The sequence below is a fragment of the Streptosporangium saharense genome (assembly GCF_014203715.1).
GTDB classification, from domain to species: domain Bacteria; phylum Actinomycetota; class Actinomycetes; order Streptosporangiales; family Streptosporangiaceae; genus Streptosporangium; species Streptosporangium saharense.
On the sequence record NZ_JACHJP010000009.1, the window covers coordinates 1 to 22,880 of the forward strand.

At 71.1% G+C, this 22,880-nt stretch carries 22 protein-coding genes and 1 rRNA gene; 7 read left to right on the top strand and 16 right to left on the bottom strand.

Going from position 1 to position 22,880, the window contains the following annotated elements; translation table 11 throughout:
- A 5S ribosomal RNA gene (gene rrf, locus FHS44_RS42845) occupies positions 1 to 72 on the top strand; the annotation flags it as partial.
- A gap of 230 nt (positions 73 to 302) precedes the next feature.
- On the opposite strand, the gene FHS44_RS30790 is transcribed toward rrf, so the two are convergent.
- From FHS44_RS30790 to FHS44_RS30800, 4 genes are all read right to left on the bottom strand, one after another.
- Entirely contained in the window at positions 303 to 1,223 is a 921-nt protein-coding gene (locus FHS44_RS30790; protein WP_184721086.1) for a TauD/TfdA dioxygenase family protein, read from the bottom strand.
- A gap of 33 nt (positions 1,224 to 1,256) precedes the next feature.
- Positions 1,257 to 1,349: a putative leader peptide gene (locus tag FHS44_RS42775; RefSeq protein ID WP_364080238.1), complete on the bottom strand. Its 93-nt coding sequence runs from the start codon at positions 1,347 to 1,349 to the stop codon at positions 1,257 to 1,259.
- Positions 1,350 to 1,495: 146 nt separating this feature from the next.
- Positions 1,496 to 3,097, bottom strand: coding sequence for a monocarboxylate uptake permease MctP (gene mctP, locus FHS44_RS30795; protein ID WP_312863876.1), 1,602 nt, complete (start codon positions 3,095 to 3,097; stop codon positions 1,496 to 1,498).
- A 3-nt stretch (positions 3,098 to 3,100) separates the two neighbouring features.
- Positions 3,101 to 3,313, bottom strand: coding sequence for a DUF3311 domain-containing protein (locus FHS44_RS30800; protein ID WP_184721087.1), 213 nt, complete (start codon positions 3,311 to 3,313; stop codon positions 3,101 to 3,103).
- A 246-nt stretch (positions 3,314 to 3,559) separates the two neighbouring features.
- Here FHS44_RS30800 and FHS44_RS30805 point away from each other — a divergent pair, with 246 nt between their 5' ends.
- Together FHS44_RS30805 and FHS44_RS30810 are read left to right on the top strand one after the other, a co-directional pair.
- Positions 3,560 to 3,847, top strand: coding sequence for a hypothetical protein (locus FHS44_RS30805; protein ID WP_184721089.1), 288 nt, complete (start codon positions 3,560 to 3,562; stop codon positions 3,845 to 3,847).
- A gap of 77 nt (positions 3,848 to 3,924) precedes the next feature.
- Positions 3,925 to 4,839, top strand: coding sequence for an SDR family oxidoreductase (locus FHS44_RS30810; RefSeq protein ID WP_184721091.1), 915 nt, complete (start codon positions 3,925 to 3,927; stop codon positions 4,837 to 4,839).
- Here FHS44_RS30810 and FHS44_RS30815 read toward each other — a convergent pair.
- Together FHS44_RS30815 and FHS44_RS30820 are read right to left on the bottom strand one after the other, a co-directional pair.
- Positions 4,836 to 5,789 carry a helix-turn-helix transcriptional regulator gene (locus FHS44_RS30815; protein ID WP_184721093.1) on the bottom strand — a complete coding sequence of 318 codons (954 nt, stop codon included), beginning with the start codon at positions 5,787 to 5,789 and terminating at the stop codon, positions 4,836 to 4,838. The two genes, FHS44_RS30810 and FHS44_RS30815, sit on opposite strands and share 4 nt — an antisense overlap.
- 24 nt (positions 5,790 to 5,813) lie before the next feature.
- On the bottom strand, positions 5,814 to 7,421 hold the full coding sequence (locus tag FHS44_RS30820) for a CocE/NonD family hydrolase (RefSeq protein WP_184721095.1): 1,608 nt from the start codon (positions 7,419 to 7,421) through the stop codon (positions 5,814 to 5,816).
- 322 nt (positions 7,422 to 7,743) lie between these two features.
- On the opposite strand from FHS44_RS30820, the gene FHS44_RS30825 reads away from it, so the two are divergent.
- The 3 genes from FHS44_RS30825 to thyX all read left to right on the top strand — a co-directional run bounded on the left by FHS44_RS30825 (position 7,744) and on the right by thyX (position 11,917).
- Positions 7,744 to 9,885, top strand: a complete 2,142-nt coding sequence (locus FHS44_RS30825; protein ID WP_184721096.1) for an anthranilate synthase component I — start codon at positions 7,744 to 7,746, stop codon at positions 9,883 to 9,885.
- Between the two features lie 127 nt (positions 9,886 to 10,012).
- Positions 10,013 to 11,128, top strand: a complete 1,116-nt coding sequence (locus FHS44_RS30830) for an amidohydrolase family protein (protein ID WP_184721098.1) — start codon at positions 10,013 to 10,015, stop codon at positions 11,126 to 11,128.
- A gap of 63 nt (positions 11,129 to 11,191) precedes the next feature.
- Positions 11,192 to 11,917, top strand: coding sequence for an FAD-dependent thymidylate synthase (gene thyX / locus FHS44_RS30835; RefSeq protein ID WP_184721101.1), 726 nt, complete (start codon positions 11,192 to 11,194; stop codon positions 11,915 to 11,917).
- A gap of 10 nt (positions 11,918 to 11,927) precedes the next feature.
- Here thyX and FHS44_RS30840 read toward each other — a convergent pair whose 3' ends face one another.
- From FHS44_RS30840 to FHS44_RS30850, 3 genes are all read right to left on the bottom strand, one after another.
- Complete coding sequence (locus FHS44_RS30840; RefSeq protein WP_184721103.1) at positions 11,928 to 12,503, bottom strand: hypothetical protein; 576 nt, start codon at positions 12,501 to 12,503, stop codon at positions 11,928 to 11,930.
- 106 nt (positions 12,504 to 12,609) lie between these two features.
- Entirely contained in the window at positions 12,610 to 12,993 is a 384-nt protein-coding gene (locus tag FHS44_RS30845) for a cupin domain-containing protein (RefSeq protein WP_184721105.1), read from the bottom strand.
- 20 nt (positions 12,994 to 13,013) lie between these two features.
- Entirely contained in the window at positions 13,014 to 14,456 is a 1,443-nt protein-coding gene (locus tag FHS44_RS30850; protein ID WP_184721107.1) for an MFS transporter, read from the bottom strand.
- Between the two features lie 69 nt (positions 14,457 to 14,525).
- Here FHS44_RS30850 and FHS44_RS30855 point away from each other — a divergent pair, with 69 nt between their 5' ends.
- Positions 14,526 to 15,182: a TetR/AcrR family transcriptional regulator gene (locus FHS44_RS30855; protein ID WP_184721109.1), complete on the top strand. Its 657-nt coding sequence runs from the start codon at positions 14,526 to 14,528 to the stop codon at positions 15,180 to 15,182.
- On the opposite strand, the gene FHS44_RS30860 is transcribed toward FHS44_RS30855, so the two are convergent.
- The 7 genes from FHS44_RS30860 to FHS44_RS30890 all read right to left on the bottom strand — a co-directional run bounded on the left by FHS44_RS30860 (position 15,179) and on the right by FHS44_RS30890 (position 22,785).
- The gene (locus FHS44_RS30860) at positions 15,179 to 16,456 is read right to left on the bottom strand and encodes an alkaline phosphatase (RefSeq protein WP_184721111.1); all 1,278 of its coding nucleotides are present in this window, start codon (positions 16,454 to 16,456) and stop codon (positions 15,179 to 15,181) included. The two genes, FHS44_RS30855 and FHS44_RS30860, sit on opposite strands and share 4 nt — an antisense overlap.
- A gap of 111 nt (positions 16,457 to 16,567) precedes the next feature.
- A complete protein-coding gene (locus FHS44_RS30865; RefSeq protein WP_184721113.1) occupies positions 16,568 to 17,542 on the bottom strand; it encodes a M24 family metallopeptidase in 975 nt (324 codons plus the stop codon).
- 7 nt (positions 17,543 to 17,549) lie between these two features.
- Positions 17,550 to 18,494 (bottom strand): ABC transporter ATP-binding protein, encoded by a 945-nt coding sequence (locus FHS44_RS30870; protein WP_184721114.1) that lies wholly within the window; start codon positions 18,492 to 18,494, stop codon positions 17,550 to 17,552.
- Positions 18,491 to 19,261: an ABC transporter ATP-binding protein gene (locus tag FHS44_RS30875; protein WP_184721116.1), complete on the bottom strand. Its 771-nt coding sequence runs from the start codon at positions 19,259 to 19,261 to the stop codon at positions 18,491 to 18,493. Before FHS44_RS30875 ends, FHS44_RS30870 begins: the two co-directional genes overlap by 4 nt.
- Positions 19,258 to 20,097, bottom strand: a complete 840-nt coding sequence (locus FHS44_RS30880) for an ABC transporter permease (RefSeq protein WP_184721118.1) — start codon at positions 20,095 to 20,097, stop codon at positions 19,258 to 19,260. The genes FHS44_RS30875 and FHS44_RS30880 overlap by 4 nt, the downstream gene beginning before the upstream one ends.
- On the bottom strand, positions 20,094 to 21,203 hold the full coding sequence (locus FHS44_RS30885; protein ID WP_246436348.1) for an ABC transporter permease: 1,110 nt from the start codon (positions 21,201 to 21,203) through the stop codon (positions 20,094 to 20,096). Before FHS44_RS30885 ends, FHS44_RS30880 begins: the two co-directional genes overlap by 4 nt.
- Positions 21,178 to 22,785 carry an ABC transporter substrate-binding protein gene (locus FHS44_RS30890; RefSeq protein ID WP_184721119.1) on the bottom strand — a complete coding sequence of 536 codons (1,608 nt, stop codon included), beginning with the start codon at positions 22,783 to 22,785 and terminating at the stop codon, positions 21,178 to 21,180. Before FHS44_RS30890 ends, FHS44_RS30885 begins: the two co-directional genes overlap by 26 nt.
- Between the last annotated feature and the right edge of the window lie 95 nt (positions 22,786 to 22,880).

Below are 22,880 nucleotides of genomic sequence, written 5' to 3' on the forward strand. Positions count from 1 at the left end.
CCGGAAGTTAAGCTCTTCAGCGCCGATGGTACTGCACCGGGGACGGTGTGGGAGAGTAGGTCGCCGCCGGACAATCTTTTGAGGGGAGGGTCACCTGTTGAGGGTGGCCCTTCCTTTGTTTTTGCGTGTGGACAGTGTGTGGGGGGCTGCGGCCCCCCTTTTTTGTGCCCAAAAATAGGACCGTCCGGGAATCGAATAAGCCCGCCCGGTGGAGGAGGAGCCGGGCGGGCTTGCTTCGGAGGGCAAGGCGGCGGAGTGCGTGCCATACCCGAGGGGACTGTGCCCCTGTCAGACGGTCCCGGTCAGGCGGCGACGGGTGTGACGGAAGCGATGGGCGAGTAGATCGAGGCGTCGCCGGACAGTACCTCGCTCGGCCGGCCGTCGATGCCCACCGGGACGTCACCGGCGACGGTGACCCGGTGCAGGCGACGCGGCTGCGCCCCGAAGTCGTGCACGACCCGGTGCTGGGTCGCCCGGTTGTCCCAGACGGCGACGTCGCCGGGAGCCCAGCGCCAGCGGACGGTGTTCTCCGCCAGCGTGACCTGCTCCTGGATCAGGCGGATCAGTGAGGCCGACACGTCGTTGGGCAGGCCGATGATCCGTCTGGCGAAGTCGCCGAGCAGGATCGAGCGCTCCCCGGTCTCCGGGTGGACGCGCACGACGGGATGCTCGGTCTCGAACGTGATCGAGGAGAAGACCTCGGCGTACTTCCGCGCCTTCTCCGGGTCGTCGGAGGTGCTGACCCGCGCGTAGTCGAACTGGTTGGTGTGTACGGCGCGCAGCCCGTCGAGCAGCCTCGCCAGCTCGGAGGGGAGGTTCTCGTAGGCGGCCACCGTGTTGGCCCACAGGGTGTCGCCTCCCGCGGGAGGGACGACGACGGCCCGCAGCACCGAGGCGAGCGGCGGACGGTCGACGAACGTGACGTCGGTGTGCCACCGGTCGACCTTCTGCCCGCCGCTGTAGTCCAGGTCGAGGATGGGGAGGTCGTCGTTGAGGGCGGGGACGGTCGGGTGGGCCGTGGTCAGCGGGCCGAGCAGACGGGCGAAGGCCACCTGACCGGACTCGTCGAGGTGTTTCTGACCACGGAAGAAGATCACCTTGTGGCGGAGCAGGGCCGCGCGGATCTCCTTGACGGTCCCGGCGGGCAGGTCACCACCGAGCTGGACGCCGACTATCTCGGCGCCGACGCGTCCGGCGACGGGGGTGATGACGAGTGACGACATCGTGTCTTCCTTCCAACGAGCCAACGGATCTTCTCAGGATCGGAACCGGGCGGAAGGACACAGCGCGCTGGCCACGCGGCAGAGGTCCACGTGACCTCGTGTCGTGAGGTACAGCGGGGAGGTCATGCCCTCACGGTAGGCTTCCCCGCCGATAATTGTCAACTAATACGGTAGGAAATAAGGGTTATTGCTGGAGCCTGGTTCGCCCCCATGGAATGAGCCTGGTTCGCCCCCGGTGAGCGGGGACGAACCAGGCGGAGCCGTACCGGATGTCAGCCGACGAGGTCGAGATCCCTGACCCGAGGGTCACCCTCGTCCGCGCCGTAGTGGTCGGGCTGGGTGAGGTCCCCGCCGTCGGCGAGCCCCGCCGTACGGGCGACGAGGGTGCCGAGGACGGCGACGAGCAGGTTGACGGCCAGGGCGAGCAGGCCCGCGTAGACCGTCACCTTGGTGTCCAGGCCCAGGTTGCTCAGCGGGAACGCCGATCCGGCGAAGTGCGCCTTGCCGGTCGCCGGGTTGCCGATGCTGTAGAGCATCAGCACCCCGGCGGCCATGCCCGCGGCCCACCCGGCGACCAGGCCGCCCCGGTGGAACCAGCGGGTGTAGAGGCCGAGTCCCACCGAGGGCAGCGTCTGCAGGATGATGACGCCGCCGACGAGCTGGAGGTCGATGGAGAAGCCCGTGTCCAGGAACAGGATGAACAGCACCGCGCCGACCTTGACGAGCAGGGACACGATCTTCGAGACCCTGGCCTCGTCGGCGTCGCTCGCGTCGGGCCTCAGGAACTCGCGGTAGATGTTCCTGGTGAACAGGTTCGCCGCGGCGATCGACATGATCGCCGCCGGGACCAGCGCGCCGATGCCGACCGCCGCGTAGGCGACGCCGGTGAACCAGTCGGGGAACATCTGGTCGAACAACTGGGGGACGATGGTGTTGTTGTCGGGTCTTCCGTCCGTCACGACCGGCTTCACCCCGGCCGCGATCGCCATGTAGCCGAGCAGTGCGATCAGGCCGAGCAGCAGGCTGTAGGCGGGCAGCGCGGACATGTTGCGCTTGATCACGTCACGGTTGCGCGAGGCCAGCACGCCGGTGACGCTGTGCGGGTAGAGGAACAGCGCCAGCGCCGAGCCCAGCGCGAGCGTGATGTACTGCAGTTGGTTGCCGCTGCCGAGCAGGATGCCGTCGCCCGGCGCGGGCGTGGCGGCGAACTTGGCCTCGGCCGCGTCGAAGATCGAGCCCCACCCTCCGAGCTTCAGCGGGATCACGACGACGGCGGTCAGGATCACGACGTAGATCAGCGCGTCCTTGACGAAGGCGATCAGCGCCGGGGCGCGCAGCCCCGACTGGTAGGTGTAGGCGGCGAGGATGGCGAAGGCGATGATGATCGGCAGGTGTCCGGTGACGCCCATCGACTTCAGCACCGCCTCGATGCCGACGAGCTGGAGCGCGATGTAGGGCATGGTCGCCACGATGCCGGTGATCGCGATGAGCAGCGCCAGCGTCGGGGAGCCGAAGCGGACCCTGACGAAGTCGGCGGGCGTCACGAACCCGTGCACGTGCGAGACCGACCAGAGCCGCAGCAGCACCAGGAACACGAGCGGATAGGTGATGACCGTGTACGGCATCGCGAAGAAACCGGCCGCGCCCGCTCCCCAGAGCAGGGCGGGTACGGCCACGAAGGTGTAGGCGGTGTAGAGGTCGCCGCCGATCAGGAACCAGGTGACCCACGAGCCGAAGCTCCGGCCGCCGAGTCCCCATTCGTCCAGGCTGGCGAGGCTGTGCGGGCGGCGCCAGCGGGAGGCGACGAACCCCATGCCGCTGACGGTCAGGAACAGCGCGGTGAAGACGATGATCTCGGTCAGGTGCGCGCTCACGGGTCACCGCCTCCGCTTGGTCAGCCGGTAGACGGCCGTGGTGCAGACGACGCCGAGGGGAACGAAGGCGAGCTGCAGCCAGTAGAACCGTGGGAAACCGAGCAGGCGGGGATCGAGGGCGTTGTAGAGAAAGGGCAGCAAAGGCACGACGATCGGGATGGCCAGCAGCCAGTTCCACGGGCTGCGGTCGCTTCTCTTCCTGTCAGGAGTGGTCAATACGGTCTCCTCGGGGCTGGAGAACGGACAACCGAATGGGGGGTTGACTCCTTCGGCTGACCGGAAGCGTAATTACGTGGTCGTTTCATTGCGATCACGGAGCGCCGAACGGGGTGCTTTGCGCGGCGAACGGTAGCCGTCACCTCCGGTGACCCGGACCGTTGCCGGAGATGTGCGCCTGTCGGCTGTCCTGACCGGATTCACCGGCCGAAGCCCCATGAACGGAATTCGCAATATGCTGGGAACATGCCGAATTTAGGGCCAACGGAACTGCTCATCCTCGGTCTGCTTCTCATCCTGTTCTTCGGCGCGATCGTCACCGGTCTCGTCCTTCTCGTACGGCGCGCGGCCCGGCCCGCGACATTCCTTCCGCATCCTGCGAACACTTCTTCCTCGCGTGGCGGCGCCGACCTGGCCTCCCGGGTCCACGACCTCAAGGTCTCCGGCCGTGCCGAGCAGGCCGTACTGCTCGTCAGGGGCGAGACCGGCATGACCGAGCCCGACGCGCGGCGCTTCGTCGACGCCATCGGGTGACCGGCCCCCGCCTCCTCGACGAGGGCGGCGGGAAAACATGACATGAGGTGTCCTCTTTCTTGGAGAGGGTCGATCTCATGCACACGACACTGCGAGAAAAGGTCGCCCTCGTCGCCGGGGCGACACGGGGGACGGGCAGGGCCATCGCGACGGCGCTCGGTGAGGCGGGGGCCACGGTCTACTGCACGGGCAGGACGACTAGGCGGCACCGCTCGGAGATGAACCGCCCCGAGACCATCGAGGAGACGGCCGAGCTGGTGACCCGGGCGGGCGGCAGGGGCGTCGCCGTACAGGTGGACCATCTGGAGTCCGAGCAGGTGCGGGCCCTGGTCGAGCGGATCGACCGCGAGCAGGGCAGACTCGACCTGCTCGTCAACGACATCTGGGGCGGCGACCCGCTGGCGGCCTGGGACATCCCGCTCTGGAAGCACCCGCTCGAAGACGGCCTGCGCCTGCTCAGGCTGGCGATCGACACCCACGTCATCACCAGCCACCACGCGCTGCCCCTGCTGACCAGGAACCCCGGTGGCCTGGTCGTCGAGGTGACCGACGGGACCGCCGAGTACAACGCCGCCAACTACCGCGTCTCGTTCTTCTACGACCTGGCCAAGGTCTCGGTCAACCGGCTGGCCTTCTCCCAGGCCCACGAGCTCGGGCCGTACGGCTGCGCGGCGGTCTCCCTCACGCCGGGCTGGCTGCGTTCGGAGATGATGCTCGAACACTACGGCGTCACCGAGGAGACCTGGCGGGACGCCCTCGTCAGGGAGCCGCACTTCGTGATCTCGGAGTCGCCCGCCTACACCGGGCGCGCGGTCGTCGCCCTGGCCGCCGACCCCGACCGTGCCCGCTGGTCGGGACAGTCCCTCTCCAGCGGGCGGTTGGCCCAGGTCTACGGTTTCACCGACGTGGACGGCAGCCGCCCGGACGCCTGGCGCTACGTCGTCGAGGTCCAGGACCGGGGCAAACCGGCGGACGCGACCGGTTACCGCTAGGCGGGGCCGTACAGGCCGTGCAGTCGGGTGGCGGCCTCGGCCAGGCGGGTGCGCAGGGACGGCGGGTCGAGGACCTCGGCCTCCGGGCCGAACCTGATGATCTGCGAGTAGGCGACCTCGGGGGACTCCACGGGCAGGGAGAGTGTGACCCATCCCCGCTCGTCGGGTTCCCCGGCGGAGGCGAGGGCGTCGTCGAGGGCCGCGGGGTCGGCGAAGACGGGCAGCGCGCGCAGGCCCTCGGGGCTGAGCCGTACGGTCACCCGGGTGGTGAGCAGGGAGCGGGCGAACTCGGCGGCGCGCCCGGTCCAGAAGGCGGCCAGGTCGAAGCCGGGGTCACGGGTGAAGCACCGGTCGGCGTGGACCTCGACCTCGCTGAGCCGCCCGACCCGGTGGATCACCGAACGGGTCGCCACGTACCAGACCCCCGCCTTGAGCACCAGGCCGTACGGTTCCAGGGTCCGCCTGGCGCCCCGGTAGACGGCCGTCACCGGATGGTCGCCCCACACCGCCCTGGCCAGCGGCAACAGGGACTCGGGGGGCGGCCGGTCGCGGGCGAACCAGCCGGGGGCGTCCAGGTGGAAGCGCTGCGCCGCGCCCGCCTGGGCGTCCCGCACGTCCGGGGGCAGCGCGGCCGACGCCTTCAGCCGCGCCACGGCCCCGACCTCCTCAAGACCCATCTCGCGCAGCGCGTCGGGCACGCCGGACAGGAACAGGGCCTGCGCCTGCGCCCGGTCGAGACCGGTGAGGCGGGTGCGGTAGCCGTCGAGCAGCCGGTAACCGCCGCCCCTGCCCCGGTCGGCGTAGACCGGGATCCCGGCCTCCGACAGGGCAAGCACGTCCCGGTGGACGGTCCGCTCGGAGACCTCAAGCTCCTCGGACAACTCGGCGGCGGTCATCCCGCCCCGGGCCTGGAGCAGCAGCACCAACGACATCAGCCTGGCCGCGCGCATCCCCCGACCCTAACCGCCCCCGCCTCAGCCGGTCACCAGCGGCAGGATGACCGCGGAGGGGTGGGCGGGGTCGTGGAAGACCTCGTGCTCGCAGGCGACCATCGCGCTGCCGGTGCCCAGCGGCTCCCCGGTGCCGAGGTTGCGGGCGATGCGGGGGTAGGCGCCGCCCGCGACCTGCAGGCGGACGCGGTGACCCCTGCGGAAGCGGTGGCCGATCGGCCACAGGTCCACCAGGACCCGGCGCACGCCGTCCGCGTCGGGCAGGGGAGAGCCGGGGACCAGCCGCCGCACCCCGTCGCACACGTCGTAGGAGGTGCCGTCCGGGTGCACGTCGCAGACGCGGACGACCACGTCGGCGTGCTCGGTGCTCGTCCTGACGTACAGCTCGGCGCGGACCGGGCCGATCATGTCGGTGTCCTCGCGCAGCTCGGGCCCGGTGTAGACGAGCACGTCACGGCGGGCTTCCAGGCGCCAGTTGTCACGCGGCTCGGAGTTGCCCAGCAGCACGACCCCGCCCAGCGCGGGGGTCGGGTGCGCGGGGTCGTAGCGGTAGCGGTCGGGCTCGCCGGGGGAGGGGTTGTCCGGGGACAGGGCGAGGCCGGGCTGCAGGTGCCAGCGCCGCTCCCGCATGCCGGGAACCGGCCAGTCGGGGTAGTCGCGCCACTCGCCCGCGCCCGTCACGTACAGCCTGACCGGCTGCTCCCGCAGACCCGAGGGGTCGCCGAGCAGGTGCGCCCTGAACCAGGCGAGCGCGTCGGCGTTGGCCGCCCTGCCGTGCCGGAGGTCGGTGTGGTACCACGGCCCGATCGTCAGGTAGGGGCGCCTGCCCGCGGCCCGCATCGCCGCGTAGTCCTTGAGCTGCCAGGGCAGGAACACGTCGTACCAGCCGCCGACCATGGTGACCGCGGCCTCGACCTCGCCGACGGAGGCGGAGAAGTCGCGCGTCGCCCAGTACGTCTCGGGATCGGCGTGGTGGGACAGCACCTCCTGGAAGAACGGCAGGTCCCGGCCCGCCGACAGCGTGTCCATCTCCCCGAGCGGCCGCCCCGACAGCGCGGCCCGTCTGGTCCTGCGCGGCGCCAGAAGGGCCGCGGCCCCGCCGAACGGGCCGTCGACCGAGACGGTCAGCGTGATCCACATCAGCGTGGACTCCAGCGCGAACGCCCCGCCCACGTAGGCGGCGTCGCGGAACTGGGAGGCGGTGACCGAGGTCGCCATGGCCCTCAGGTCGGGTCCGGCGAAGGGGGCGATCGCCCACTGGGTGTAGCCCAGGTAGGAGGGGCCGTGCATCGCGAGGCTTCCGCCGTACCACGGCTGGGCGCGCAGCCAGGCGAGGGTGGCAAGGCCGTCGTCGTGCTCGTCGCCGAGCGGGTCGAGCATCCCGCCGGAGCCGAACCCGCCCCGGCAGCTCTGCAGCACGACCTGGAACCCGTGCCGGGCGAACGTCCTGCCGTAGGCGAACCCGAACATCCCCCGTCTGCCGTACGGCGAGCGGACCAGGATGGTCGGCGGGCGCACGGCACCGACGGGCACGTAGCGGTCGGCGAGCAGGGTGACCCCGTCGGCCATGGGCACCGGGAGGTCGCGCTGGATCGTGACCCGGTGTGCGACACGCGGCCATGTGATCGTCATGCGGCCCTCCTCACCTGGCCTTTTGCATACCTTACTCGCTGGTTTACCCGTTGGTAACAGTGCTGACCACCTTTGTGCCGACAGCGGAGGGATGGTCCCGTACGCCACGCCGGGAAGGAACGGCGACGTTGCATGATCACAGCTCCCGCCGCTAGGCTTGTGGCATGCGACACCTTGACACCCAGCAGTGGTGGCGCCGCTTCTAGGCGGCGCGGGTTTCGCATTCGCGAGAGCAGACGGACGGCCGCCCCGAGTGAGGCGGCCTTTTCTGCGTCCGCCGCCTCTTTGAGGGCCCAGGAGAACCAAGAGGGACGAGGCAGTAGTGGAGACGAGCGGATATACCACCGCGGGCGGCATAGAGGTCGAGGTCACCGCCTCCGACGTGCCCGAGACGATGCTTGAGGATGTCGTCACGACGCTCGGTGAGCGCCGGGGCGGTGTGCTCTCCTCCGGGATGGAGTACCCAGGCCGCTACAGCCGGTGGCACCTCGCCTACGTCGATCCCTGCCTGGAGATCGTGGCCAGGGGGCGCAGGATCTCCGCCCGCGCGCTGAACGCCCGTGGCCGGGTCGTGCTGCCCGCCGTCGCCTCCTGCCTGCTGGCCGCGGGCAAGCCGACCGGTGAGCCGACCGCCGACCACGTCGAGGTCCACGTCGCCGAGTCGGAGGACATCCTCCCCGAGGAGCTGCGCAGCCGCCGCCCCACGGTCTTCACCGCGATCCGCGAGGTGGTCGCGGCCTTCGCGGGCCAGGATGAGCACCTGGGGCTCTACGGCGCCTTCGGCTACGACCTGGCCTTCCAGTTCGAGCCGATCAGGCAGGTGCTCACCCGCGCGAAGGACCAGCGCGACCTTGTCCTGCACCTGCCCGACCGGGTGATGGTCATCGACCGCAAGCGGGAGACCAGCAAGGAGTTCCGCTACGAGTTCACCGTGGACGGCGTCTCGACCCGGGACCTGCCCCGCGAGGGGGAGAACGTCCCGCTGCCCCCCACGCCGACGGAACTGCCCGCCGACCCGGAGCGGGGCACCTACGCCAAGGTCGTCGCCGCGGCCAAGGAGAAGTTCGTCCGCGGCGACCTGTTCGAGGTCGTGCCCGGCCAGGTCTTCCACGCGGCCTGCACCGACCCGGCCGCCTTCTACCGGACGCTGCGCAAGGTCAACCCCGCGCCCTACGAGTTCCTGTTCAACCTCGGTGAGGACGAGCACCTCGTCGGCGCCTCCCCGGAGATGTACGTCAGGGTCAACGGCGACCGCGTCGAGACCTGCCCGATCTCCGGCACCATCGCGCGCGGCAGCACCCCGATCGAGGACGCCGACGCGATCCGCACCCTCCTCTCCAGCGTGAAGGAGGAGTCGGAGCTGACCATGTGCACCGACGTGGACCGCAACGACAAGTCCCGCATCTGTGTGCCGGGGAGCGTCCAGGTCATCGGCAGGCGCCAGATCGAGATGTACTCGCGCCTCATCCACACCGTGGACCACATCGAGGGCCGCCTGCGCCCCGGCTTCGACGCGCTGGACGCCTTCCTCACCCACATGTGGGCCGTCACCGTCACCGGCGCCCCAAAGACCTGGGCGATGCAGTTCATCGAGGACCACGAGGCCACCACCAGGCGCTGGTACGGCGGCGCGGTCGGCTACATCGGCTTCGACGGCTCGATGAACACCGGCCTGACCCTGCGCACCGCGCAGATCCGTGGCGGCGTCGCCACCGTCAGGGCGGGCGCCACGCTGCTGTTCGACTCCGACCCCGACGCCGAGGAGCGGGAGACCGAGCTCAAGGCGAGCGCCCTGCTCGGCGCCCTGGCCACCGTCGGCGCGGGGCAGCGGGTCGAGGTTGTCGAGGAGAAGACCACCGAGCGGCCGGGCGAGGGCGTGAAGGTGCTGCTCGTCGACCACGAGGACTCATTCGTCAACACGCTGGCCGACTACTTCCGCCAGCAGGGCGCCGAGGTCGTCACGCTCAGGCACGGCTTCCCGGCGACGATGATCGACGAGATCGCGCCGTCGCTCGTTGTGCTGTCCCCCGGTCCCGGCTGGCCCTCCGACTTCGGCCTGACCGGTCTCATCGAGGCGCTCTACGAGCGGGACCTGCCGGTCTTCGGCGTCTGTCTCGGCCTGCAGGGCATGGTCGAGCAGGCGGGCGGCTCCCTCGAACTGCTGTCCTACCCCGAGCACGGCAAGCGGGGCAGGGTCAGGCGGCTCGGCGAGAGCGCGCTTCTTGAGGGCCTGCCCGAGGAGTTCACCGCCGCCCGCTACCACTCGCTGCACGCCAAGCAGCCGGGGGTCGCGGGCTTCACCCCCACCGCCCTCACCCCGGACGGCGCCGTCATGGCGATCGAGGACGTGGAAAGGCGGCGCTTCGCCGTACAGTTCCATCCCGAGTCGATCCTCACTGCGGAGGGTGGCGCCGGGGCGAGGATCATCGCCAACGTGCTGAGACTCTGCCGGACCTCTCGCTAAAGACACACCCGATCACGCCGGGTAGCCGTAGAGTGCTGCTCCTGGTGTGAGGTTGGTGCCAGACCACGGGCGGATCGCGATGCCGGTTCGCCCGTGGTCGTTTCCGTGTTCGGGGAGGAAGAACGGCATGAGAGCGGGTGACACACTCCCCGTCGAGCTGCCCGACGCGGTCAGGGAGGCCGTCCTGGCCCCGCTGGTCGACCACGACTTCCATCCGGTGCGCGGCGACGACCTGACCCGCGCCCGCTTCGAGACGCTGATCACCGTGGCGGACGCCCCCGCGCCCCCGGGCACCACCCACTTCGACACCCCGGCCGGGCTGGCGGTCCGCCGCTGGTGCGCGCCGGTCCTCGGCCTCGACCCGCACGTCCCCCCGGCCGTCTACCTGGCACGCAGGGCCGAACTCGGCGCCGCCGAGGTCAACCGGCGGCTGCTGCGCGCCGCGAGGATCACGGCCTTCCTCGTGGACACCGGGCGGGACGGCCCGGAACTGCTGCCCGCGGAGGAGATCTGCCGTCTCGACGGCGCCGCGGCCGGTGAGGTCGCCGGGGTCGAACGGGCCGAACAGGCAGTGGCGATCTCCGCGGTCTCCGGCGTCTCCTACATCTCCGACCTCAACCACGCCCTGGCCGACCTGGTTTCCCGGGCCGTGGCTTTCACTGCGACCCTCCCCGTGGTCTTCGACGCGGCACGACCGAGCCGGGGAGCGGTGATCGCGGCGGCCAACCGCCGCCTCGCCGCCCCGAAGGAGGAGCTCACCGACCCCGTCCTGCTGCGCCACCTGCTCTGGGCGGCCTTCGACGCGGCCAGGGAACGCGGCCTGCCGGTCCGCTTCCATCTTCCGAGGTACGGCCCGCACCGCGCGCTGGCCGCCTTCCTCGGGGCGACCCAGCAGTTCGGCGTGCCCGTCGTGCTGCTGGGCCCCCTCGACGGGGAGGCCCTCCACCTGGCGGCCACCTTCCCGCACGTCTACGTGGACGTCGGCTCCGTCCCCGCCCACGCCGCCTCGGGGGCCGCCGCCGTCGGGCGGCTGCTTGAGCTGGTCCCGTTCCACAAGCAGCTGTTCGGCTCCGGTGGCAGGGGCGCCGCGGAGAGCTGCCACCTGGGCGCGCTCCACTGGCGGCGCGGCCTCGCGGGGGCGCTCGCCGTACGGCTGGCGGCGGGGGAGTGGAGCGTCCCGGACGCCGCGCGGGTGGCCCTGATGGTCGGCTCGGGCAACGCGCGCCGCGTCTACCGCCTTTGAAGGTGGCCGGGGGCGCGACGGTAAGGTTGACCCGCCCAACCCCGACACAGGAGGTCTTCGCCCGTGGAAGACAGCAGGCCCCGTTTTCTCGACGACGTCACCGTCGAGCTGGTCAAGCACAGCGCCTCGGACTCCGACGTGCTCTGGGCGGCCCGGGTGTCCACCGCGGGGGAGCAGTCCATCGAGGAGATCAACAAGGACCCCGAGCGTTCGAAGGGCCTCATCAACTTCCTGATGCGCGACCGCCACGGCACCCCCTTCGAGCACAACTCCATGACCTTCCTGGTCAAGGCGCCGATCTTCGTCTTCCGTGAGTTCCAACGCCACAGGGTTGGATGGTCTTACAACGAGGAGAGCGGGAGATACAGGGAGCTTCAGCCTGATTTCTACATTCCCGGTCCCGAGCGCAAACTGGTGCAGGAGGGGCGGCCGGGCAAGTACGTCTTCGTCGATGGCACCGAGAAGCAGCACAAGATCGCCGTGGAGGTGATGGAGTCGGCCTACCGGAGCTCCTACGAGGCATACCGGGAGATGCTGGAGGCCGGGATCGCCCGTGAGGTGGCCAGGGCCGTGCTGCCGGTCGGGCTGTTCTCCTCGATGTACGCGACGTGCAACGCCCGTTCGCTGATGCACTTCCTGTCGCTGCGCACCAAGAGCGAGCAGGCCAAGGTGCCGTCGTTCCCGCAGCGGGAGATCGAGATGGTCGCCGAGCGGATGGAGGCGGCCTGGGCGGGGCTCATGCCCCTGACCCACGCCGCCTTCGTGGCCAACGGCAGGGTCGCTCCCTAGCGGTTTCTCCTCAGTGGGCGGAGGCCTGGTAGAGGTAGAAGCCAAAGGACCAGTAGCCGCTGTTGTCGCCGGGGTTGGGGTCGTTGACGCCGAACAGCAGCCGGACGGGCGGTCCCGACCAGACCGTGCAGCCGGCGAACGCAGTCGCCTGGTGGACCGGCCCCACCCAGCCGCCGGGGTTGTTGTTGAACCGCAGGATCGCGGAGTACTCCAGCGACCCCGGGTACGGCCAGCCGCTCGGCGCCGTGACGCCGTTGCCGTCCTCCAGGTAGCTCGGTCCCCAGGGCCAGCTGTCGAACTTGACCCTGTAGTAGTGGGACGGCAGCAGGAGGAAGACGTCGCCGTTCTGGAGGAGGTTGGGCGGGTTGGCGCCGCCGGGGATGCCCCCGCCGCCGTTGCCGTAGACCCTGAAGTCGCTGGTGCTGACGTCGGCCGCCTCGCCGCGGCGGCAGGCGGCCAGGGCGCCCGCGGTGTCGGCGTGCGCGGCCTGCGGTGTCGCGGGTACGGCGAGCAGCGGGAGGAGGGCCAGTGTGGCGCAGGCGAGTGCCCTGGCGGCGGTGTGACGTGACGATCCTGATGGGAACATGGCGACCCTTTCGAGGACGGGGTGTGTCCTGAGGATCAGGTCGGGTCCCACCCCCGGTGAAGGGGAGGCCATATGTCCGTACAAGGCCGTACAGCCTCCCCGGCTTTCACGCCAGGCGCCTCTCCAGGCGGGTGCCACGGCGCAGGGTGATGGACATCAGGTCGCTGGGGCCGTCGAGTTCGAGGCGGTGCCAGCGGCCGCGCGGGACGACGAAGGCCGTTCCCGAGGTGAGCGTGACCGGCTCCTGGGGCTCCTCCTGGCCGTCCTCGGGCCGCAGGTAGAGGCGGGCTCCGCCGTTCAGCACGCACACCGCCTCGTCGGCCTCGGGATGCATCTCCCAGTGGTCGCCGTGGACGTCCTCGTCGGTCTCGACGTGGAAGGCGGCGACGGTCCAGCCGTCGGAGTCGCCGCTCATCCGCCGTGGTCCCGGCAGGACCGTCCCGTCGTCGTTGAGGTTGATGCCGAGGGCGAACATGTCGATGGGGTTCATGAGATGGGTTCCTCTCTCTGTTATCCGTGGGTCGCCGCGGGTTCCCGCGGGGACGTGGAGGCGGTCGGCGGTGCCGTACGGCCCGGCCTGGGCAGGACGGTCAGGGCGACGGCGACGGCGACGGCGAGCAGGAGGCCGGAGACGGCCAAGCCAAGGGAGTAGCCCGAGGTGAGGGCCTCGGGGGTCGCGGCCGCTCCGGTACGGGCCGCGGCGACGGTGGTGAGGACGGCGAGGCCGACGGAGCCGCCGAGCTGTCGTGAGCTGTTGAGCAGCCCGGAGGCCATGCCCGCCTCGCGGGGCGCGACGCCGCTTGTCCCGGCCGCGGCCAGCGGGGCGAAGCACATGCCGAGGCCGACGCTGGTGACCAGCGAGGGGCCGAGGATGTCGGCGGCGAAGCTCCCCGAGGGGTCGATCAGGCTGAACCAGCCGAAACCGATCGCGGCGAGCGCGCCACCGGGGACCAGCAGGGCGCGGGGGGCGTGGCGGGCGGAGACCCTGGTGGCGATCACGGCTCCGAGCACGGTGCCGAAGGTGAAGGGCAGGAACGCCAGGCCCGTCGCGGTCGCGCTCATGCGCAGCACGCCCTGCATGTAGAGGGAGACGAAGTAGAAGGCGGCGAACATGCCCGCGCCCGCCAGGAAGATGAACAGGTTGGCCCCGGCGACCGAGCGGTCCCGCAGCAGGCCGAGCCGGATCATCGGGGTTCTCGGCCCCCCTGCCCTGGCGGCCTCGACCCCGGCGAAGGCGGTCAGCAGCGCCACGGACGCCACGAGCGTGCCCAGGGTGGCCGGGGAGGTCCAGCCCCCCTCTCCCGCGCGGACGACGCCGAGGACCAGCAGGGTCACCCCGCAGGTGCCGAGGAGCGCGCCGAGCAGGTCGGGACGCTCTCCCCGGGGGCGGGGCGGGTCGGCGGGCACGGCCAGCATGGCGAGCGCGAGTGCTGCCACCACGACGGGGACGTTGACGAGCATCACCCAGCGCCATCCGGCGTGGTCGGTCAGCAGGCCTCCGGCGAGCACTCCCGTCGCTCCGCCCGCGGCGTTGACCGCGCTCCACACCCCCAGCGCCCTGGTCCTGGACGGCCCCTCGGGGAAGGTCGTCGTCAGCATGGCCAGCGCGGCGGGGACCAGGGCCGCGGCGGCCACACCCTGGACCGCGCGGGCGGCCACGAGCAGGTCCGCCGACTGCGCCAGCCCTCCGGCCAGGGAGGACAGGCCGAACAGGGCGAGGCCGGAGGCGAAGAGCCTGCGCCTGCCGTACAGGTCGGAAAGTCTGCCGCCGAGCAGCAGCAGGCCGCCGAAGGCGAGCGCGTAGGCGTGGACCACCCACTGCAACTGGGCGGGACCGAAGTCCAGGCCGACGCGGATGGCGGGCAAAGCGACGTTGACCACCGATATGTCGAGGGCCGCCATGAACTGCGCGGCGGCCACCGCGGTCAGAATCAGCCCCGGTTTTTTATACATGTATAAAAATTAGCCCGACATGGGCGTGGGCGTCAACGGAACCGGGTGGGGTGGGCCATCATGGACCCCATGGCACAGTCGGTTCCGCAGCGCCCACGGGTGGGCAGGCCGCCACGGATCTCCCGGGAGGAGGTCCTGGCCGCCGCCCGCAGGGTCGTCGAGGAGGGCGGCGTGGGAAGCCTGACGATGCGGCGGCTGGCCGCGGAGGTCGGCAGCACGCCGATGGCGCTCTACCACCACGTCAAGGACAAGGAGGAGTTGCTGCTGCTGCTCCTCGACGACTACGCCGCCGGGCTGGCGCGCCCGGCCCTGCCGGAGGACCCCCGTGAGCGGCTGGTCACCGCCGCGCTGGCGATGCACGACGCGCTCGCCGGGTGCGCGTGGGTCGTGGAGGTCCTCGTCGCCGACGACCTGATGTCGGACGCCGGGCTGTGGTACGCGGAGAACATCGTCGATGCCGCCGTGGCCTGCGGCCTCACCCCCGAGCGGGCCGTCCACGCCTACCGGTCCATCTGGTACTACACGGCCGGGGAGATCATCATCAGGGCGGCGGGGCGCCGACGCGCCGCCGACGACCGGCCGACCCACCGCGAACGGGTCTTCGCCGACCTGGACGAGGAGACGCTGCCCAGGCTGGCCTCGATCGGCGGCAGGTGGGCCACGCTCACCGCGCAGGACACCTATCGCCAGGGCCTCGAAGCGCTGGTCGAGGGACTGCTTCCCTAGATGCCGAGCGCTCTGGCGAGCACGTCGTGCAGGTGGGTGTTGGGGTGTTTGCCGGTGAACAGCTCGGCGAGAGGTCCCTCCGCGGTCACCGGGACGTCGACGCCGGTGTGACCCGTCGTGGTCCAGTCCATGACGAACCTCAGGGTGCTGCCGTGGACGGGGAAGGGGCCGTCCTCGGTCGAGGGGGCGCTGCCGCTCTCGTCGGTGTCCGAGGTGTTCTCGACGGTCAGGCCGCCGCACTCGTGGTCGCCGGTGACCACCAGGAGCGTGTCGGGGTGGGTCGCCACGTAGGCGCGGGCGACCTCGACGGTCCTCTCCAGGGACCGCATGGACTGCAGCACCCGGGTGGCGTTGTTGTGGTGGGAGAACTCGTCCACACCCTCCTCCTCGACGAGGAGGAAGAAGCCCTTCCTGTTGCCGCCAAGGATGTCCAGAGCCTTGCCGGTCATGGTGGCCAGGTCGACGGGCGGGGCGTAGACGTCGCCCTCGCCCTCCGGCCGCTGCTGGAACATCTCCTCGTTGGCGAACAGGCCGAGCAGCCTGCCGCGCGGCGCGGAGGCGAGCCCCTCGGCGCTGGAGACGTAGTGGTAGCCGTCCCTTCTCGCCTGTTCGACGAGGTCGCCCCTGGTGCCGCGGCTGCCCTCGGAGGGGTCCTCGGCGGGCCTGTCGGGCCAGGCGCCGGGGGCGCCCCTGGGCAGCCACCAGTCCTCGCCGCCGCCGAGGATGACGTCCGGCCTGCTGAAGGTGAGGTACTGCCGGGCGATCTCGTCCTGGGCCGAGCGGTCGGCGGTCCTGGAGAAGAACGCGGCGGGGCTGGCGTCGGTGACCTGGGCGGTGGTCACCAGCCCGGTGGACTTTCCCGCCGCCTTGGCCTGCTGCCCGAGTACGGCAAGCGGCCTGCCGTCCACGTCGACGCCGGTGGCGCCGTTGTAGGTCCTGACGCCGGTCGCCCACGCGGTGGCCGCCGCGGCGGAGTCGGTGACTGCCGCCGAGGGGTCGTGGGGGCTGGTGGTGAGCTGCCCGGAGACGGGGAGCCGGTCCATGGCGAGCCGGCCGTCGAGCCCGGCGAGGTAGAGGCGGGCGGCCTCGCGGTGGGCCGCGGCCATGCCGTCGCCGTTGATGAGGATCACACTGGTCGCGCGGACGTCCTGGCCGTTGCCGGGGGTCGTGGTGGAACGGGCGAACAGGACGGGGGTGAGCACGCTCGTGACGGCCGCCGTGACCACCGCGGTGACCGCGACCGTGAGCAGGCACCGCCTGTGTGAGAAGTCCATGTGGAACCCCCATGACGCTAAGGAACGGCTTCGCCCACGCGCAAGCCTGGCCGACACCGGCGATGCCGGCCAGCACCTTCCTGACCCCGGTGTGTCGCCTCCCTGGAAGGGTCAGTGGTCGATGACGTACAGGGACCGGGAGCCCTGACTGAGCCTACGGGCACCACCCGGGGCGCAGACGGCCACGTCGGCCACCCGCGCGCCGAACAGCTCGGGCAGGTAGATCGCGGGCTCGACGCACACCGTGGTGCCCTCGGCCAGCACGGTCTCGTCGCCGGGCAGGAAGCGGGGGTCCTCCTCGTGCCCGAGGCCGATGCCGCGCCCCGGGCAGGGAGCCGCGTAGTTGCCGTAGCCGCTGCCCTCGATCACCTCCCGGGCGATCCGCCCCGCCTGCGCCGCGGTCAGGCCGGGGCGCAGCGCGTCCAGGAGCGCGTTCTGCGCGGCGAGGACCACCGAGTACATCGCCTCGAAGTCCTCGGGGGGTTCGGCGACCGCGAAGACGCGGGCCACCTCCGAGCAGTAGCCGCTCCACCGGCCGCAGACCGAGACCAGCAGCGCGTCACCGGGGTTGATCACGCGGTCGCACGGCGTGTGCCCGGCCAGCGCGGTGTGCTCGCCCGCCGCGACGACGACGGAGAGCACCTCCTCGCACCCGGTCTCGACCATCATCGCCCACAGCCTGCGCGCCATCGCCCGCTCGGTCGTCCCGAACCACGACAGCTCACGGGCCATGAGCAGCACCGCCTCCGCGGCCGTCGCGGCGCGCTCGGCCGCCGCCAGCTCCTGCGGTCCCCTGCGCAGCCGCAGCGGTGCCAGTACGGCGGAGGCCAGCACGAGTTCGGCCTCGATCCGCAGCGAGAACAGCTCCCACGCCCGCATCTCGGAGTCGATCCCGACCCGGCGCGCCGAGGAGGGGATGAGCGCCGCGGCCTCAAGCGGCCCGGCGACCAGGGCGGGTGGCCCCTCACCGGTCAGGACGAGGAAGCCCTCCCCCTCCCCGCCCAGGTAACGAAAGTCGGGGGAGGGGCGTAACACCAGGGCGTCGATCCCCTCCTCGGCCATCCTGAGCCGCACCTCGTCGATCATGCGGCGGTCACGCGGGCTCGTGCAGCCAGCAGGCGACCGGACCGAAGTCGGGTTCGCGCTCCCGGCACACGTCCATCGCCACCGGGCAGCGGGGATGGAAACGGCATCCCGGTGGCGGGGCGGCCGGGTCGGGCACGTCCCCCGGCAACTCGGCGGGCAGTACGCCCGCGCCGTCCGGGGCGGGGATGGCGCCGAGCAGGGCCCGGGTGTAGGGGTGGCGGGGGTCGTTCCACACCTCCTCGGTACGGCCGACCTCCACGATCTTCCCGAGATACATCACCGCGATCCGGTCGGCGATCAGCCGTACCACGGAAAGGTCGTGACTGATGAACAGCAGGCCCGCGCCCGAGGAGACCGCGAGGTCGCGCATCAGCCTGGCCACCTGCGCCTGCGCCGAGGCGTCGAGGGCGGAGATGGGCTCGTCGCCGATCAGCAGGGACGGCCTGGCGGCCAGGGCCCTGGCGATCGCGATCCGCTGCCGCTGGCCGCCGGAGAACTCGTGCGGGTGCCTTCCCGCGAAGTCGCGGGGCAGCCCGACCCGTTCCAGCAGGTCGGCGGGGGAGGAGGTCGTGTCACGCCCGGTGCGCAGGCCGTCGGCGATCTGGGCACCGACCCGGCGCCGGGGGTTCAGCGACGAGTAGGGGTCCTGGAAGACCATCTGGATGCCCGACAGCGCCGGGTTCCTGCGGCGCAGCCCGAGCGGGGTCACCGGGTGACCGCCGAAGGTGATCGACCCGGAGGTCACCGGGTTGAGCCCGCACACCGCGCGGGCCAGCGTCGACTTGCCGCAGCCCGACTCCCCGACGAGGCCGACGACCTCGCCCTCGGCGACGCTCAGGCTCGCCCCGGCCACGGCGCGGACCAGGGGGCGGCCCGGGGTACGGTGCTCGACGACCAGGTCGTCCACGCTCAGCAGCGTCGCGCGCTCCGTCACGGCCGTTGGGTCTGTCATGCCTTCTCCCCGGGCAGCGAGTCCAGCAGGGCGCGGGTGTAGGGGTGCTCGGGGTCGCGCAGCACCCGCCCGCGCGGGCCCGTCTCGACGACCAGGCCCTCCTTCATCACGCTCACCTCGTCGGCGACCGCCGACATCACGCCGAGGTCGTGGGTGACGAGCAGCACGGCCAGGCCGAGGTCGTCGCACAGGCCGCGCAGCAGCCGCAGCACCCCGGCCTGGACCGTCACGTCGAGGGCGGTCGTCGGCTCGTCGGCGATGAGCACCTTGGGCGAGCAGGCCAGCGCGATGGCGATCGCGATGCGCTGGCGCATGCCGCCGGAGAACTGGTGCGGGTAGCGGTCGATCGCCGAGGCGGCGCCGGGGATACGGACCTGGCCGAGCAGCTCGATCGCCCTGGCCCTGGCCTCTTTCCTGCCCAGGCCCAGGTGGTGGCGCATGTGCTCGGTGAGCTGGCGGCCGATCGTCAGCATCGGATGCATGCTGGTCGCCGGGTCCTGGAAGACCATGGCGACCTCGCCGCCGCGTATCTTGTTGAGCTCCTTGGCGGACATGCCCAGCAGGTCGCGCTCACCCAGGGTGATCCGGCCAGTGGCCTTGGCGCCGTGCGGGAGCAGGCCGAGCACGGCCAGGCCGGTCATCGTCTTGCCCGAGCCGCTCTCGCCAGCCAGGCCGTGCACCCGGCCCGGCTGGAGGTCGAGATCGACGCCCCGCAGGATCTCCCGGTCGCCGACGGCGACCTTCAGTCCGGAGATGGTGAGGGTCAAAGCGCACGCTCCTTGATGGCGCGGGCCGTACGGGGGTCCAGGGCGTCGCGCAGCGTGTCGCCGAGGAAGTTGAAGGCCAGGACGACGGTCAGGATGGCCAGGCCGGGGAAGGTCGCCACCCACCAGCTGTCGAACACCTCGACGCCGGAGGCGACCATGGCGCCCCACTCGGGGGAGGGCGGCTTGGCGCCGAGCCCGAGGAAGGACAGGCCGCTCAGCAGCAGCAGCGCGGTACCGATGTCGAGGGTCGCGAGCACCAGGATCGGGCCGGTGATGTTCGGCAGCACGTCCACGCGCAGGGAGCGCCAGGCGGAGAAGCCGAGCAGCCGCCCGCTGATCACGAACTCCCGCTCGCGCACCCCGAGTACCAGTCCGCGGGTCACCCTCGCGTAGGCGGGCCAGGCGACGACGAGTACGGCGAGCACGGCGTTGGCCAGGCTCGCGCCGAGCGCGGCGGCGACGACCATGGCCAGGATAACGGTGGGGAAGGCGAAGACGAGGTCGGCGAACCGCATGATCGTCTCATCAGCCCATTTACCGAAATATCCGGCGCAGGCGCCGAGGAGGCCACCGACCAGCACCGACAGCGCGACCAGCAGCAGCGTCAGCGGGATCGACAGGCGCGCGCCGTACATGACCCTGCTCAGGATGTCCCTGCCGAGCTGGTCGGTGCCGAACCAGTGCCCGGGACCCGGCGGGGCCAGCCTGGGCAGGTCCTGGGCCAGCGGGTCATGCGGCGCCAGCAGCGGGGCGGCCACCGCGATCACGAGCCAGGCGACCGCCACGACCCCGCCGACGATCGCCAGCGGCTGCCGCCAGGCTTGGGGGAGTTTCACGTGAGTCTCACTCTGGGGTCGATGACGCCGTACAGCACGTCGACGATCAGGTTGATGACGAGGTAGACCGCGCCGATGACCAGGCCGACGCCCATCACGGCGGGCAGGTCGAGGGTGGTCGCGCTCTTGAACGCGTACTGCCCGACGCCCGGCCAGGCGAAGATCGCCTCGACCAGGACCGTGCCGGACAGCAGGCTGCCGAAGGCGAGACCCGCGACCGTGATGATCGGCACCAGCGCCGAGCGCAGCACGTAGCGGAACAGGATCACCCTGCCGGGCAGGCCCTTGGCCCGCGCGGCGCGCACGTAGTCCTGACCCATGACCTCCAGCACCGCCGACCTGGTGAACCGGGTGAGCAGGCCGATCGTGTAGAGGGCGAGCACCAGCGCGGGCGTGGCCAGGTGGCCGACCGCGGAGGCGAACACGTCCCACTGCCCGGCCAGCGCCGAGTCCACCGTGTACAGGCCCGTCACGTGCGGCGGCGCGCTCATGCCGGGGTCGATCCGGCCGCTGCCCGGGGTGATCTGCAGGCGGTAGAAGAAGATGTAGAAGGTCGTCAGCGCCAGCCAGAACGTCGGCACCGAGATGCCGACCAGGCTCAGGACCCGCAGCACGTGGTCGGAGAGCCGGTCACGGCGCAGCGCCGCGATCACCCCGAACGCCACACCCGCCACGAGGGAGATCAGGATCGCGGTGCCCGCGAGCTCCAGGGTGGCGGGGACGGCCTCGGCCAGGTCGTCGAGCACCGGGCGGTGACTCTGCTGGCTGGTGCCCAGGTCACCCTGCAGCACACCCTGCAGGTGCAGCAGGTACTGCTGGGGGAGCGGCTTGTCCAGGCCGTGCTCGGCCTTCCACTGCGCGACGATGGCCGGGTCCCCCAGGGCCCGCTGGCCCAGGTTGGCCGCCACCGGATCGCCGGGGACGAGGTTCGTCAGGACGAAGGTGACCAGCGTGATGCCCACGGCCAGCAGCAGCGCCGTGAGCACCCTGCGGACCAGGAAGCGGACCAGCGGGCTCGGGCCGCCGCCCCGGCGAGGGGCCGCCCCGGCGCTCTCGCGCTTCGGGGCGGCCTCCGAGTTCTTACTTGGTACCGAGGTCGGCGACATCGACGGTCCAGACCGGGTGGAACTCCAGGCCGGTGACGGAGGCGGCCGTCACGATGTTCTGGCTCGGCTGGATCAGTGGGATGAACGGGCTTGAGGCGTTCAGCTTCGTCTGGACGTCCACGTAGGCCTGCTTGCGCGCGTCGTCGCCGATCGCCGCGGCCGCCTTGTCACCGGCCGCCTCGATCTCCTTGTCCGCGCCCGCCTTCCAACCGGCCCGCAGACCGACGGTCTTGCCCGGCAGGAACACCAGGTAGTCGCTGGGGTCCGGGTAGTCGGGACCCCACCACCACAGGCCGAGCTCCTCCTTGCCGTTGCGGTAGTTGTCCAGCGCGGTGGTGACCGGCGAGGGGGCCAGCTCGACGGTGATGCCGACCTCCTTGAGGTTGGCCTGGATCCGCTCGGCGATGCCCTGCAGGGACAGGCCGTTGAGGGTCAGCTCGCTGGGGTACTCCAGCTTGACCTTCGGGTCGGTCACGCCGCTCTCCTTGAGCGCGGCCTTGGCGCCCTCGACGTCGCGCTTGGCGCCCTGGTCTGCGGGGAGCGCGCCCAGGATCATCGAGGGGATGACACCCGGCGCCTGGACGGAGCCCTCACCGGCCAGCTCAAGCAGGCCCGTGTAGTCGATGCCCTTGCGGACGGCCTCGGCGAACTTGGGGTTGGAGGTCGTCTCGCTGACCGCGGAGTTGCGGTTGGCCAGCAGGAAGACCACGTTCGCCGACGGCGTCTTGTTGACCTGCAGGTTCCCCGGCAGCCCCTTGACCTGGTCGCCGGACAGGTCGAGCGCGACCTGGCTGTCGCCACGCGCGACGTTGAGCTTCTGCGTGGCGGACTCGACGTTGCGGAGGACGACCTTGTCGTAGACCGGCTTCTTCGGCCCCCAGTACTTGGTGTTGGCCTTGAGCACGACCTGGCTGCTGATGTTCACGGACTCGATGGTGTACGGCCCGGAGCCCACGGAGGCGGAGTTGAGGTACTGCTCGGCCTTGTCGCCGGGGTCGGCGGTGGCGCCGTGCTCCTTGGCGAGCTTGGAGTTGATGATGCCCAGCGCGGGGTTGGGCAGGATGTACGGCAGCGCCGGGTTGGCGGTCTTCGAGGTCAGGGTGATCGTCGTCTCGTCGGTCTTCTCGACCTTGACCCCGTCGAGCAGGAAGGACGGGGTGCCCTTCATGTCGCGCACCCGGTCGAGGGAGAAGACGACGTCGTCGGCGGTGACGGGGGAGCCGTCGGCGAAGGTGGCGCCCTGGTGGAGCTTGAGGGTCAGCGTCTTGCCGTCCGCGGAGAGCTCGTAGGAGTCGGCGAGGGAGGGCACCGGCTTGGTGACGTCCGAGCCGTCGAAGGTGAGCAGGGTGTCGTATGCGGCCTTGCCGACGATCAGGCCGGTCGGCTCGTAGGTGCGCCCCGGGTCGGCCGTCTTGAGGTTGAAGGACGTGTCGATCACGAGCGTCTTGGCGGCGGTGCCGCCTCCCTGTGACGCGGGGGCGGAGGAGCCGCCGTTGGAACAGGCGGCAAGGGCGAGGGCGCCGGTGAGCAGCACCGGCAGCAGCGCCGCCTTCGCCCTGGGGCGCCGGGAACGGATCGCCATTTTTGTGTCCTCCGAAAAGGGGCTGTGGTGGACGTTTGGTGGTCGATCGTCCAGGATTGGCGGGCAGAAAGTCCAGGTCATGGCGTTAAGCTGAG